10 protein-coding genes are annotated in these 14381 nt (G+C 65.1%); 5 read left to right on the forward strand and 5 right to left on the reverse strand.

Annotated elements, in window-relative coordinates; translation table 11 throughout:
* Positions 1–152 precede the first annotated feature (152 nt).
* Complete coding sequence (locus KXV01_RS15875; protein WP_263467914.1) at positions 153–2156, reverse strand: CARDB domain-containing protein; 2004 nt, start codon at positions 2154–2156, stop codon at positions 153–155.
* A 231-nt stretch (positions 2157–2387) separates the two neighbouring features.
* On the opposite strand from KXV01_RS15875, the gene KXV01_RS15880 reads away from it, so the two are divergent.
* A complete protein-coding gene (locus KXV01_RS15880; protein WP_049411785.1) occupies positions 2388–4514 on the forward strand; it encodes a methyl-accepting chemotaxis protein in 2127 nt (708 codons plus the stop codon).
* Between the two features lie 47 nt (positions 4515–4561).
* On the opposite strand, the gene KXV01_RS15885 is transcribed toward KXV01_RS15880, so the two are convergent.
* The gene (locus tag KXV01_RS15885) at positions 4562–5185 is read right to left on the reverse strand and encodes a hypothetical protein (RefSeq protein WP_049411787.1); all 624 of its coding nucleotides are present in this window, start codon (positions 5183–5185) and stop codon (positions 4562–4564) included.
* A 347-nt stretch (positions 5186–5532) separates the two neighbouring features.
* On the opposite strand from KXV01_RS15885, the gene KXV01_RS15890 reads away from it, so the two are divergent.
* Positions 5533–5814 carry a hypothetical protein gene (locus KXV01_RS15890; protein ID WP_053090838.1) on the forward strand — a complete coding sequence of 94 codons (282 nt, stop codon included), beginning with the start codon at positions 5533–5535 and terminating at the stop codon, positions 5812–5814.
* Between the two features lie 107 nt (positions 5815–5921).
* Here KXV01_RS15890 and KXV01_RS15895 read toward each other — a convergent pair whose 3' ends face one another.
* Both KXV01_RS15895 and KXV01_RS15900 read right to left on the reverse strand, forming a co-directional pair.
* On the reverse strand, positions 5922–6410 hold the full coding sequence (locus KXV01_RS15895) for a hypothetical protein (RefSeq protein WP_049441362.1): 489 nt from the start codon (positions 6408–6410) through the stop codon (positions 5922–5924).
* Positions 6411–6432: 22 nt separating this feature from the next.
* Positions 6433–8514 (reverse strand): catalase, encoded by a 2082-nt coding sequence (locus KXV01_RS15900; RefSeq protein ID WP_263467915.1) that lies wholly within the window; start codon positions 8512–8514, stop codon positions 6433–6435.
* Positions 8515–8624: 110 nt separating this feature from the next.
* Between KXV01_RS15900 and KXV01_RS15905 the strand changes: the two genes are divergently transcribed.
* The 3 genes from KXV01_RS15905 (at position 8625) to KXV01_RS15915 (ending at position 11394) form a co-directional block, all read left to right on the forward strand.
* The gene (locus KXV01_RS15905; protein WP_049411796.1) at positions 8625–9347 is read left to right on the forward strand and encodes an AraC family transcriptional regulator; all 723 of its coding nucleotides are present in this window, start codon (positions 8625–8627) and stop codon (positions 9345–9347) included.
* An 82-nt stretch (positions 9348–9429) separates the two neighbouring features.
* Positions 9430–10797 carry an amino acid permease gene (locus tag KXV01_RS15910; protein ID WP_049441357.1) on the forward strand — a complete coding sequence of 456 codons (1368 nt, stop codon included), beginning with the start codon at positions 9430–9432 and terminating at the stop codon, positions 10795–10797.
* A 186-nt stretch (positions 10798–10983) separates the two neighbouring features.
* A complete protein-coding gene (locus tag KXV01_RS15915) occupies positions 10984–11394 on the forward strand; it encodes a VOC family protein (RefSeq protein ID WP_005418291.1) in 411 nt (136 codons plus the stop codon).
* 92 nt (positions 11395–11486) lie between these two features.
* Here the strand turns inward: KXV01_RS15915 and gcvP are convergent, their stop codons facing one another.
* Positions 11487–14354 carry an aminomethyl-transferring glycine dehydrogenase gene (gcvP, locus tag KXV01_RS15920; RefSeq protein WP_049411804.1) on the reverse strand — a complete coding sequence of 956 codons (2868 nt, stop codon included), beginning with the start codon at positions 14352–14354 and terminating at the stop codon, positions 11487–11489.
* Positions 14355–14381 lie beyond the last annotated feature (27 nt).

Raw genomic sequence — 14381 nt, forward strand, 5'->3', positions numbered from 1 at the left:
CTACCATGCCTGTGCGCAATGCAGGACTGATGTGAAAAGAATCTGACGCCGGGATGAGTGGTGCCAACGTGACCATCCCTTGTGGGGCTGCGTCTGCACATGGAAGCAACGAGGGCAGGCGACCACGGTTCCGTCGTCGCCTGCCCTGATGTTCAATCCACAGTAACCATGATGTCGATGCTGTTATTGTCCTCCCGCGACTCGCTCACGGTGTTCTGATCGTCAACCAGCAGCTGGATGGAGTGCACCCCTCGGGTCGAGCGCCAGACGTCGTTGTAAGTCCTGACATTGACGCTGGCGCCGGGTGCCAGGGTGTAGTTCTGGAGCCCGCCCCATACGCAACCTTCAATGAAACACTGCCCGTTCTTCATGGCCATCAGCCCAATCCAGGGCGCGCTGGCGGCGACCGAGCCGACATTCTCGATGGTGGCGGTGAACGAGGTTGCATCGCCGGATTTCGGACGCAGCGGCTGCGAACGGGCGCTGGTGATCCGAAGGTCGGGCTTGTCCGAGACCTGGATGATTCGAGCCAGCTGGTTGTTGCCCTCATTCGATTCCTGGATCAGCCCTTGGTCGTCAACAATGGAGGTGATCTGTTGCTGACCACCCGCGGCTGGCCAAACGGGGCCTGCGGGACTCAACCATACGGATTCACCCGGCGCCAAGGCCGTTGTCAGGCCACTCCAGGGGCAGCCACTGGCTGGGCACGCGCCGTTTACCAGATAGACCGCTCCGAGCCAACCCGCAGATGCGGGCATTGATCCGCGGTTGGTTACCGCCGTGCGGAATGTCACTGCATCGCCTGGCTTGAAACTGGCTGGAATCGTCTCGATCAGGTATGGCTGCAGATCGGGCAGATCCCCCACCATGATTTCCCGGGTCAACTCGTTGTTGTGTTCGTCGAGTTCCTTGATGCGGTCCGCGTCATCAGCGAACACGGTCATCGCATGCAGCCCTGCCGAAGGTGTCCAGCTGGGTCCCTGGTTCAGATCTATGGTGGCCTGCTGACCCGGGGCCAGACTGGTGGTCAGAATTCCCCATTGGCATCCTCCGTCGAAACACCGCCCCTCCTCATGGACAAGGACACTGTGGTGATTCATGGGTGATGGAGCATTGCCGGCATTCCGAATGGTCGCGCGGAAACGGACCGGCTCCCCGGCCTTGAACTGGCTCGGAATCGTTTCGATCCGCGTGATCTGCAGGTCTGGCTGATGCGTGAGGTCATCAATCATGGAATTGAGGATCACAGGGCAGTTCTGCCCGTCGAACTGAAAATCAGGGCGTGCACCCGGCCAGAATGCAAAGTAGGCGCTGCCCAGATTGCGGGGGCGATCCGCTCCATATACGGTCTGCAATGCAGCTTCGAGTTTCGCTCGGAAGCTGGATCGCAGTCCGGGGTCATTGCAACTGGTGTAGTTGAAAGCAGGAAGGACGGGAACCATTCCGCCTCCCAGCAATCCGTGCCCCTTCCATTTCTGGTATTGAGCGACCTGTTCGCTGACGGTGTTCTGATACTGGTCAACGAAGACGACATCCTGCGCCTTTGGGCTCATCGCGTACTGGATCTGGGCATCGCTCAACGTGCCCATCAGATTGGCGACAATCACCGGGCGCGCGGATGCATCGGGATCCGCGCGCCGGAGTCTTTCGTAGACCAGTTCCTGAAAGCGCTTGCAGATGCCGAGGTTCTGCGGTGTCTGTGGAAGAGCTGGCTCATCAAAGGTGTAGTAACCGACTACGATATCTGTGTTCTGCATGGCAAGTGCAGCAAGAGCGTCAAGCTCCTGTTGAAGCCAGTCTGGTAGTCGCTCGTTGCCAGGAGAACAGGCACTGCCGGGATCTGCGTACCAAGCGTCGTGACTGGGCCCGTTGAACTGGAGTAGCACTTTGAATCTGGACAACAGCGGGTCCCGCCGCAGCGCTTGTAAACGGGAGCTGAGTTCACCCGTATTCCATCCAGCTACGGGAATCACGTTCGCGCCGGCCTTGTGTAGCTCGGTCAGCTGGGAGCGAATGGTAGGGTCATCATTGCCGATGATGTTGTAGGCATAGAGGAATTTGAAGTTGCTTCCGGTGTATGTGTCCTGGGCGTGCACGACATGTGGACTTGTCATACCCGCAAGCAGGAGCGGAAGTGCGCTGAGATAATGCCTCATGGTCGTCCTTGTACGATGGCAGGAGTGGCCGTGGTCTGGCATGGTGCAGATCAGCGGCGGCCTAGCATAACGACAACAACTGAGTGATCAGACCGCCAGCGGGAATGTTGCGCATTCGTCGGTGGCAATGACCATTCAAACGTGAACCAGGCCCGAAGCATTCAGAATTTGCGGATCAAGACCCATCACGGGCCGCCGATAAGGCCACATCCCCCCGTTTTGGATACCCCCATGAACTACTTGAGGAACGTCAGGGTTGCCTGGCGTCTTGGGCTGGGCTTTGGCCTGTTGCTGCTGCTGGTTGCCGCCGTGGTGGCCACCGGCGCCACCGCCAGTGTCGTGCAGAAGCGCGCGATGCAGCAGGTGGTCGACGTCAGCGTGGCCAAGGTGCGCCTGTTGTCGCAGATGCTCGACGCCAACAACCAGATGATGGTGGTACGGCGCGAGATGCTGATCCGCCAGGGCGAAGACCGCGGCAGCGATGAGAAGCGCATTGCCGATCTGGTCAAGCGCTATGAGGCCAGCTGGACCGCCTACCAGGCACTGCCAGGCGATGCGGAGGGCAAGGCCATCGCGGAAACCATCGCGGCCAAGCGTGCCATCGCGCGCCCGCTCAACAAGCAGACCAGCGAGCTGATGGAGCAGGGCGATTATCCGGGTGCCGTGGCGCTGACCCTGGGCCCGGTGCAGGACGCGGCCAACGGCTGGAACAAGGCGCTGTCGGACGGCGTGGACTTCGAGGAGAAGGAAAGCCGTGAGGCTGCCGCCGAGGCCATCCGCCTGGGCGAGCGCAGCCTGCTGCAGCTGCTGGTGCTGGGCGGCGTTGCACTGCTGGTCGGCATCGGTGCCTCGGTGATGATCGGCCGCAGCCTGACCGGTCCGCTGGCGCGCGCGGTGAACCTGGCCGAGCGCCTGTCCAAGGGACAGCTGGACCAGGAGTTCCGCCTCGGTGGCCGCGACGAGCTGACCCAGCTGGGTGAGGCGATGGCCAGTGTCCGCCAGAGTGTGCAGGCGGCGATCGGCGCGCAGCTGCAGATGGCCGAGCAGCACGAGGCCGGTGCGATCCGCTATCGCATGGACGCCAGCGCGTTCCCCGGTGATTTCGGTCGCATGGTGCAGGCCACCAACAGCCTGGTCGAATCGCACGTGCAGGTGGAACTGCTGATGGCCGAGGTGATGCAGCGCTACGCCATGGGTGACCTCAGCCGCGACCTGCCGGACTACCCGGGCGAGAAGGGCACGCTGACCCGCACCCTGGCGGCGGTGAAGCAGAGCCTGATGGCAATCAACGCGCAGATCGATGAACTGGCCCGCGCCGCACGCGCCGGCGATTTCAGCAAGCGTGGCGATGCCGCTGCGTTCCAGTACCAGTTCAAGACGATGGTCGAGCACCTCAACGGCATGATGGCCAGTTCGCAGGCCAGCATCGCCGATGTTTCCGACGTGCTGCGCGCGATCTCGCATGGCGACCTGACCGCACGCATGGATGGCGAGTACGAAGGCGTGTTTGCGCGCATGCGCGACGATGCCAACACCACCACCGCGCAGCTGACCGGCATTGTCCGCGGCATCCAGGTGGCTGCCGACAGCATCAACAACGCGGCCCAGGAACTGGCCGCCGGCAACAATGACCTGTCGCGCCGCACCGAGCAGCAGGCCGCGAATCTGGAAGAAGCGGCCGCGTCGATGGAGGAGCTGACCTCCACCGTACGCCAGAACGCCGAACTGGCGCGTCAGGCTGACAGCGAAGCGCATGCCGCCGGTGCCGCCGTACGCGAGACCGAGCAGGCGATGGCGCAGATGGCCTCGGTGATGGGCGAGATCGATCAGTCCTCGGCACGCATCTCGGAAATCTCCACGGTGATCGACGGCATCGCGTTCCAGACCAACATCCTGGCGCTGAATGCTGCAGTGGAAGCCGCGCGTGCAGGCGAACAGGGTCGTGGCTTCGCCGTGGTCGCCAGCGAAGTGCGCACGCTCGCGCAGCGTGCCGGTGTCGCCGCCAAGGAGATCAAGGAACTGATCGAAGACGCTGCTGCCAAGGTGAAGAGTGGCCTGGCGGTGACTGTTGAATCCGAAGCCGCGATCGCACGCGTGGCCCAGGCGAGTTCGCGTACCACCCAGCTGATGAGCGACATCGCAGCGGCCAGCAAGGAGCAGGCCGCCGGCATCGAGCAGGTCAACCAGGTGGTGGTGCAGATGGACCAGGTGACCCAGCAGAACGCCGCGCTTGTGGAAGAAGCCACTGCGGCGAGCCGCGCGCTGGAAGAACAGGCGCATGCGCTGACCACGTCGGTGGCGGTGTTCCAGATCGAGCAGGACGGTGCAGCCCGCGCCGTGGTGGCGCGCGCGGCCTGACCGTCACCGCGTCGGCACGGCAAAGTGCCGTGCCGACCGAGAAGCCCTCAGCGCTTGAACAAGCGCTCGTGCATCCAGCCGTCGTTGGTCAGCACGAGCGTCGCTTTGCCATCGATTTCGTCCTTGGCTTGATCCGCTAGGTTACGGTAGCTGGCCTGGACCTCTTTCGATCTGGCCCAGCTGTCCGCATCTTCGACCTTGTAGCGGAAGTTCACCTGAGACAATTTCACGCCCATCATCTCGCTGGGCTCGGTAAAGGTGTCCACCTCTGTCACCCTGAACTTGCCGGTGCAGAACGCTGCTTGACCTGCAATTGTTTCTGCGCCGCCTTCTACGAGGAACTTCTTTCCTTTGGAAGTAAGCGCGTACTCGCCAGCCGGTACGGTCGATGTGCCAAACATCGATTTCATTTCAGATGCTTGGCGGCTCAGCAACCCGGCCTCGACCAAGGCGTTGGCCTGCAGGCGCGCGCGCTCTCCCAAGCTGCCATCGTTGGCCAGTCTGAAGGGGAGTTCCCGCGCGGGCAAAGCAGCGCAGAGTCCGTTCTTGGTATCAAGATATTTCTGAATAGCCTTGCCGAAATTGCCCTTGTCGGCGGTCTGGGAACTGCTGCATGCCGCCAGTACAAGCATCAGCGCGCTGGCCGCCAGAACTCGGTTCACATTCTTCATCTCAACTATCCCTGTCAGTGGGTCAATCAACGTAGCCGCTACCACCGAGCGAAGCTACAGGGTGGTGGATGTCGATGATCTGTCCTTGAGGGAGCCCAGCGAGGAGGCCCTGACGGCGATCAGCAGTGCCAGGTGACTTCCGGATTGCTCTGCACGGGATATAGCCGTTTACGACAAACTGCGCGACATGCACTGCCTTCATCGGTGTGCCTGAGCCACGAGTGTCTCTGGATGGCAGAGCAGGTGAGTCGCGCTGTCACCGATGCCGTACGGCCGTTATCGCTCGGTCTTCACTCCTCCATATGAGAGGACGTAGGCCGGCGCCCGCTGATCACGATGACCCTGGCGTGGCCGCCTTCATGGCGCTGGGCGCGGCGAACTACGTGACGGTGCGCGGGGGGCAGATCCACAACGCTGGCAGCGGCGAAGTGATCCGCCTGCAGTTGAACGGCGACCGCGCGCCTTTGCCGGGCACTGCGCGCCTGCTCGGTTCCAGCAGCGCGTTCCTGTTCGTCTGGTGGCCGCAGCAGCGGCGTACCGAGGCCATTCCGATCGCGGCGTTGCGCACGCTGCAGGCGGCTGCCGTGCCGGTGCCCTCAGCCGCAGTGACGGCGGGGCCGTCCCGCTGAGGTAAGGTGCGCGGGTCGCTTGGGACCGACCCAGCGAGAGTAGGCGCTGCGCCACACATCCCGCGCCTGCGATGCGGGCGCGGGCTGTTCCCCGTTTTCGGGGATGATCAATCTCTGCTCCGCGTTCGGGCAGCCTTTTTCGCTGCGGTCTTGCGTGTCGCTGCCTTTCGGGCACGGGTAGCCGCCGCCTTCTTTGCGGCGGCGCTCCGCGAGGCGGCCGTACCCGCCTTCTTGGCCGCAGCCTTCTTCGCCGTCTTCTTTGTGGCGTTCTTTGTCGCGGTCTTGCGAGCCGGTGCCTTCTTCGCCACCGCCTTCTTCGCAGGTGCCTTCTTCGCGGTCGTCGCCTTGGTCGTGGCCTTCTTTGTGGCCGACTTCCTGGCAGGCGCCTTCCTGGCAGCCTTCTTGCTGGTCGCCTTCTTCGCGCCCTTGCGGGCACTGCCGGCGCGCTTGCCGCCGCCGTCCTGCTTGTTCACGGTGGCCCAGGCAATGCGCTCGGCGGTGCCTTCACTCGCGCCGCGATCACGTTCGCTTTCCTCGATGTGCTCGGCCTGGCGCTTCTGCTTCTCGGTATATGCGGATTTGTCACCACGGGGCATGACGGTTCTCCTGTCGTTGTGTTCAGGCCAGCAGGCGCAGCTTGGGCTCACGCGCCCACTGGCGGGTGGCGGCCGCCGCCAGGAATGCCTTGGCGTCTTCTGCTTCGACGATGCCGGGGTCGTTGCCGACCCGCGCCGCCTTCAGCAGCGCCTGGCCGCCCGCGTCGCTGGCAATGGCCTTCAGGTGTGCCCACGCCTGGCTGACGAACTCAAGGGCGGCGCTCTCTTTCGACAACGCCTTTGATGCCTCTACGCTCAGCACCACGGCCACCGCATCGAACACGGCCGATGGCGTGCCGGCCAGTTGCCCATCGGCGGCCTGTACGCTGCCGTCACTGAGCGTGGCGCCTCCCACTTTTGGTGCGACCAGCTTCACATCTGCACCTGCCTTCCGGGCGGCCTTGCTCAGGTTGGCAATCACGCGCGCGTCGGAGCCCTCATCAAACAGGATGCCGATGCTGCGTCCCTGCAGGGTGGGCTTGTTGCGCCCGATCACGCGCACCTCGGGAGCGGCAGGCATGTCCCGCACCGGCGTGGCGGTCGGCGCGGGGTCGGGCAGTGCCGGCAGCGCGAGCCCATCGGCTACGCGCTGCGCCAGTGACTCGTCGATATTGCGCAGGTGGCTGACCGTGCGCACCCGCACCTTCAGCGTTTCCACCTTGGACAACTCGAAGACCAGCGCCGATACCAGGTGCGCCTGCTCCGGCTTTTCCAGGCTGCGGAAGAACATGCGCGCCTGGCTGTAGTGATCGGCGAAGCTCTCGGCGCGGGTGCGGCCCTTGCGGCCATCGTCCGCGCTGGCGTGGCTGCGGAAACCCGCAGGCGTCTCGCGCGGGGAGTCCTCCTGCAGCGAGCTGGGATCATAGGCGACGCGACCCTTGGGCACCTGCATCTGCATGTGGCCGTCGCGGTGGTGATTGGCGAACGGGCACTTCGGCGCATTCACCGGGATCTGGTGGAAGTTCGGGCCGCCAAGCCGCAGCAGCTGGGTGTCCAGATAGGAGAACAGCCGGCCCTGCAGCAGCGGATCGTTGCTGAAGTCGATGCCCGGCGGCACGTTGGCCGGGCAGAACGCCACCTGCTCGGTCTCGGCGAAGAAGTTGTCGGGCCAGCGGTCCAGTACCATGCGCCCGATCACCTGCAGCGGTACCAGCGATTCAGGGATGATCTTGGTCGGATCCAGATGATCGAACGGAAATGCGTCCGCTTCTTCTTCGGTGAACAGCTGCACCGCCAGCTCCCATTCGGGAAAGTCGCCGCGCTGGATGGCCTCGAACAGGTCGCGGCGATGGAAGTCATTGTCAGCCGATTGCAGTTTCAACGCTTCGTCCCAGACCGTTGACTGGATGCCCAGCTTCGGTCGCCAGTGGAATTTGACGAAGGTCGACTCGCCCGCCTCGTTCAGCAGGCGGAAGCTGTGCACACCGAAGCCTTCGATCATCCGCAGCGACCGCGGGATGGCGCGGTCGCTCATCGCCCACATGATCATGTGCATCGACTCGGGCATCAGCGAAATGAAGTCCCAGAAGGTGTCATGGGCCGAAGCGGCCTGCGGGAAGGCGCGGTCCGGCTCCATCTTCACTGCGTGCACCAGGTCCGGGAACTTCATCGCGTCCTGGATGAAGAACACCGGGATGTTGTTGCCGACCAGATCCCAGTTGCCCTCCTTGGTATAGAACTTGACCGCAAAGCCGCGCACGTCGCGTGGGGTATCCACCGAGCCTGCGCCACCGGCCACGGTCGAGAAGCGGGTGAACACGGGCGTCTTCACGCCTACCTCGGTCAGGATGCGCGCCCGGGTATGGGCGGCCAGAGACCGGGTCAACTCGAAGTAGCCATGTGCCGCGCTGCCACGTGCGTGCACGATGCGCTCGGGAATGCGTTCGTGATCGAAGTGGGTGATCTTCTCGCGGAGGATGAAGTCTTCCAGCAGCGTGGGTCCTCGAGGTCCCTGCCGCAGGGAGTTCTGGTTGTCTGCCACCGGGATGCCCTGATCGGTGGTCATCGCCGGGTGGCTGCCGTCGGCGCGCTGGTGCAGTTCATCGCCATTGCCGCGGTGGTGGTTTTCGGTTGCGCGCTTGCCGGTCGGCTTGCTGGCGGCCATGAGGGGCTCCGGATCATCAAGGGAACCACGACACTGGAACCGAACCCGTTAAACCCAGGTCCGGCAAAGGTGAACGCACGGGCAAAAGCAGGCTCGGGTATGCTTGCCCCATGCGAGTCGAGCCCGCCGACATCGAAGCCCTGTTCGACGCCATCCCGGACGTGCTGTTCTTCATCAAGGACCGCCAGGGGCGGTACACCCACGTCAACCAGACCATGCTGCGACGGCTGGGCCTGCGCGCGCGCAAGGACGTGATCGGGCGCACGGCGGCCGAGATCTACCCGACCGGCCTCAGCGCGGACTATGTCGACCAGGACGCCCGCGTGCTGTCCGGCGAGGTGATCGAGAACCTGATGGAGCTGCACCTGTTCGCCAACCGCGAACCGGGCTGGTGCCTGACCTGCAAGCGCCCGCTGCTGGTCGATGGCGCCATCGAGGGCCTGATCGGCATTTCCCGCGACCTGGGCCAGAAGGACAGCCTGGGCGCCCAGTACGAGCAGCTGCGGCTGGCCCTGGCCCACCTCAACGCGCACTACGCCGAGAACGTGCGCATGCAGACCCTGCTGGACATCACCGGCTTTTCGCTGTCCAAGCTGGAGCGCAGTTTCCGCAAGGTGTTCCAGATGACCCCGCAGCAGGTGCTGACCCGGCTGCGGATCCAGATGGCCATGCACCTGTTGCATGGCGACGACAGCATTGCCTGCATCGGCCAGGCCTGCGGTTTCAGCGACCAGAGTGCCTTCACCCGCAAGTTCAAGGCTGAAACCGGTTTTTCGCCGCGCGCCTACCGTGCCCGCATTGGTGGCAGTGTCGGCGAGCCGGCGCTGGCCTGAGCCGCCTGCTGCGCTGTGCCTATCCCCGCGGGCATGGGACAGGGTAAGGTGTCGCCCCTGTAGCCCGCCGCCAGCCCCGCCGATGCCCAATTCGATTCCGACCGCTTCGCCGTCCCGCCTCGGACATTCGCTCAAGCCCCGCCAGCTGATCATGATGGGCCTGGGCAGTGCCATCGGCGCCGGCCTGTTCCTCGGTTCGGGCGTGGGCGTGCAGGCGGCCGGCCCGGCGGTTCTGGTCTCGTATCTGGTCGCTGGCGCGCTGGTGATCATCGTGATGAACGCACTGGGCGAGATGGCGGCGGCCAAACCGACCAGCGGCGCGTTCTCGGTGTACGCCGCCGATGCCATGGGCGCCACCGCTGGCGCCACGGTCGGCTGGTTGTGGTGGGTGCAGCTGGTGATCGTGATCGCCGCCGAAGCGGTGGGTGCGGCCGGGCTGCTGGCGACGGTCTGGCCGGCGGTGCCGGTGCCGATGGCTGCATTGGCCTTCATGCTGTTCTTCACTGCGATCAACCTGCTCGGGGTGAAGAACTTCGGCGAGTTCGAATTCTGGTTCGCCATCCTGAAAGTGGCGGCGATCCTGGCCTTCATTGCCATCGGCGTGGCACTGTTGATGGGATGGCTGCCGCAGGTGACCTCACCTGGCCTGAGCAACTTCACCGGACACGGTGGTTTCGCACCGAAGGGCCTGGCCGGGATCGGTGCGGCGCTGCTGGTTGTCGTTTTTGCCTTCGGTGGCACCGAAATCGTCGCCGTTGCGGCGGCCGAAACCGAAGATCCCGAACGCAGCATCGCCCGTGCCATCCGTACCGTGGCCTGGCGCATCCTGGTGTTCTACATCGGCTCGCTGAGCGTGATCATCGCCGTGGTGCCGTGGACCAGCGAAGCACTGAAGTCGCCGTTCGCCGCCGTGCTGGACATCGCGCGCATTCCGGGCGCCGGCACCGCCATCACCCTGATCGCGGTGATCGCGCTGCTGTCGGCGCTCAATGCCAACCTCTACGGCGCCTCGCGCATGATGTACTCGCTGGCGCAGCGCCGCGAAGCACCGGCCGTGCTGGGCTGGACCGATCCACGGCAGGTGCCGGTCATCGCCGTGCTGGCCAGCGTGCTGTTCGGCTTTGCGGCCACGGTGATGGAACTGCTGTTCCCGGACCAGGTGCTGCCGGTGCTGCTGAACATCGTCGGTTCCACCTGCCTGCTGGTGTGGACGCTGTCGCTGGTGTCGCAGCTGGTACTGCGCCGCCGCGCCGATCGCCTGGGTACCCGGCTGCCGTTCCGCATGGCCGGTTTCCCGTGGCTGACCTGCTGCGCACTGGCGATCCTCGCGTTGATCTTCGGCCTGCTGCTGAGTGAATCGCATACCCGCCTGCAGTTCCTGTCGATGGTGGCGCTGACCGCCACGATCGCCGCCGGCAGCGCCATCGCCCGGCGCATGCGCGAGGCCTGATTGCTGTTGTAGAGCCGACCCCACGGTCGGCTGTGGTCGCCGAATGTTCTGTAGAGCCGACCCGACGGTCGGCTGCTGTTCGCGTGGCCGCCAGCCGAGCGCGGGCTCGGCTCTACAGCAGGCATACATCCGCCGTGCCATCCTGATCGTGTGGGCCGCCAGCGGCCCGTCGACCAGGAGTACCGCATGCTGCGCAGCCGTCCCTTCCTGATGTTCACCGGCCAGGCCGAGGCCGCGCTGGCCCTGTACGCCGAAGCCTTCGCCGATTTCCGCCTGCTGGCCCTGCAACGCCACCCCGAGGGGGCCGGCGCCGGCGTGCCCGGCCAGGTCCGCCAGGCGATCTTCCTGCTCGGTGGCACCCATTACCTGTGCTTCGACAGCCTGGATGTGCACGACTTCACCTTCAGCCCGTCGATCTCGCTGTTCGTCGAGTGTTCCGGTGCCGAGCAGTTCGAGCGTGCGGCACGCGTGCTGGGCGAGGGGGGCCATTGGTTGATGCCGGTGGGCGACTACGACTTCAGCAACCGCTATGGCTGGGTGCAGGACCGCTTCGGGGTGTCGTGGCAGCTGAGCCTGGGGCAGATGCCGGACCCATGATCGGATTGTCGTGGGTGTGGACCCTGGTCCACGCGCCCTTGAAAAAACGGCCCGCTTGCGCGGGCCGTTCTCACTTTCGATGGATCGAAGGCTTACGCCTCGACTTCATCATCCTTGTAGGCATCGACCGGGATGCAGGCGCACATCACGTTCTTGTCGCCGTACACGTTGTCCACGCGCGCCACCGGCGGCCAGTACTTGCTCTGCTTCAGGCTGGCCAGCGGGAAGGCGGCCAGTTCACGCGGGTAGGCGTGGGTCCACTCGCTGGCGGTCACCGCGGTGGCGGTGTGCGGCGCGTTCTTCAGCGGGTTGTCCTCGCGGTCCAGGCGGCCGTCTTCGATCGCGCTGATTTCCTCGCGGATCTGGATCATCGCGTTGATGAAGCGGTCCAGCTCGTGCAGCGACTCGCTCTCGGTCGGCTCGACCATCAGCGTGCCGGCCACCGGGAAGCTCAGGGTCGGGGCGTGGAAGCCGAAGTCGATCAGGCGCTTGGCGACGTCCTCGGCGCCGATGCCGCTGGTCTTCTCCAGCGGGCGCACGTCGAGGATGCACTCGTGCGCCACCAGGCCGTTGCGGCCGGTGTACAGGGTCTTGAAGTGCGGGGCCAGGCGCTTGGCGATGTAGTTGGCGTTGAGCTGCGCGACCTGGGTGGCCTTGCGCAGGCCTTCGCGGCCCATCATCGCGATGTACATCCAGCTGATCGGCAGGATCGAGGCGCTGCCGAAGCTGGCCGCGCTGACCATGCCGACCGGGCCGTTGTCACCCAGCTTGCCCGGCAGGAACGGGGCCAGGTGCTCCTTGACCGCGCACGGGCCGACGCCCGGGCCGCCACCGCCGTGCGGGATGCAGAAGGTCTTGTGCAGGTTCAGGTGCGATACGTCCGAACCCCACTTGCCCGGCTTGGCCACGCCGACCAGCGCGTTCATGTTGGCGCCGTCGGTGTACACCTGGCCGCCGTGCTTGTGGATGATCTCGCAGATCTCGACCACCTCTTCCTCGAACACGCCGTGCGTGGACGGGTAGGTCATCATGATCGCGGCCAGGCGGTCGCTGTACTTCTCGGCGTTGAGGCGGATGTCCTCGACGTCGACGTTGCCGTTGGCATCGGTCTTGGTCACCACGACCTTCATGCCGCACATCTGCGCCGAGGCCGGGTTGGTGCCGTGCGCCGAATCCGGGATCAGGCAGATGTCGCGATGGCCCTCGCCGCGCGAGCGGTGGTAGGCACGGATCGCCAGCAGGCCGGCGTACTCGCCCTGCGCGCCGGAGTTCGGCTGCAGGCTGACCGCGTCGTAGCCGGTGCATTCGACCAGCATCGCTTCCAGCGTGTCGATCAGTTCCTTGTAGCCCAGCGCCTGGTCGGCCGGCACCAGCGGGTGGATCTGCGAGAACTCCGGCCAGGTCACCGGGATCATCTCGGCGGTGGCGTTGAGCTTCATGGTGCACGAGCCCAGCGGGATCATCGTGCGGTCCATCGCCAGATCCTTGTCGGCCAGCGAACGCAGGTAGCGCAGCAGTTCGTGCTCGCTGTGGTGGGTGTTGAACACCGGATGGGTCAGGAACGCGGACTGGCGCAGCAGGCCGGCCGGCAGTGCGTCGGCGGTGCTGGCATCCAGTGCGTCGACGTCGGCCTGCGCGCCGAACACGGCGGCCAGTGCGACCACGTCGGCGCGGGTGGCGGTCTCGTCCAGGCTGATGCCGACCGAGTCGCTGTCGATCGCGCGCAGGTTGTAACCGGCGGCGCGTGCCTTGGCGTGGATCTCATCGGCATGCACGCCGGTGATGTGCAGGGTGTCGAAGAAGTCGCCACCGACCTGCACGCCGGCGTTGCGCAGTGCCGCAGCCAGGATCGAGGCCAGACGGTGGGTGCGCCGGGCGATGCGGGTCAGGCCTTCCGGACCGTGGTAGACCGCATACATCGAGGCCATCACCGCCAGCAGCACCTGTGCGGTACAGATGTTCGAAGTCGCCTTCTCGCGGCGGATGTGCTGCTCGCGGGTCTGCAGGGTCAGGCGATAGGCCGGGTTGCCCTGGGCATCGATGGAGACACCGATCAGGCGGCCCGGCATCGAGCGCTTGTAGGCGTCACGGCAGGCCATGAACGCGGCGTGCGGGCCACCGAAACCGAACGGCACGCCGAAACGCTGGCTGTTGCCGACCACGATGTCCGCGCCCCATTCGCCCGGGGCGGCCAGCAGGGTCAGTGCCAGCAGGTCGGTGGCCACGGCCACCAGGCCGCCGCGCGCGTGCACGGCATCAACCAGCGCCTTGTAGTCGCCGACCTGGCCGAAGGTGTCCGGGTACTGCAGCAGCAGGCCGAAGGCTTCCGCTTCCAGTGCTTCGGCCGGGGTGCCGACGCGCAGCACGATGCCCATCGGTTCTGCGCGCGTGCGCAGCAGTTCCAGGGTCTGCGGGTGCACGGCGTCATGCACGAAGAAGGTGTCCGACTTCGACTTGGCCGAACGCTTGGCCAGCGTCATCGCTTCGGCGGCGGCAGTGGCTTCGTCCAGCAGCGAGGCGTTGGCGATTTCCATGCCGGTGAGGTCGGCGCACAGGGTCTGGAAGTTGATCAGCGCTTCCATGCGGCCCTGCGAGATCTCGGCCTGGTACGGGGTGTAGGCGGTGTACCAGGCCGGGTTTTCCAGGATGTTGCGCAGGATCACGTTCGGGGTATGGGTACCGTAGTAGCCCTGGCCGATGAAGCTGCGCAGCACGGTGTTCTTGTCGGCGATCGCGCGGATCTTCGCCAGTGCCTGCACTTCGGTCATCGACTCCGGCAGCGCCAGCGGTGCCGGCGACTTGATCTTGGCCGGCACGATGGCATCGGTCATCGCATCCAGCGACGCGTGGCCGACGACGTCGAGCATCTGCGCGATCTCGGCATCGTTGGGGCCGATGTGGCGCTCGACGAACGCATTGTGGTGCTCGAGCTCACGCAGGGAAGGGGTGTTCTGGGACATGGCGAAGGATCCGTCAGGAAAGGGCAC

Origin of the sequence: Stenotrophomonas sp. Ps181, assembly GCF_025697425.1 — a bacterium.
GTDB classification, from domain to species: Bacteria; Pseudomonadota; Gammaproteobacteria; order Xanthomonadales; family Xanthomonadaceae; genus Stenotrophomonas; species Stenotrophomonas sepilia.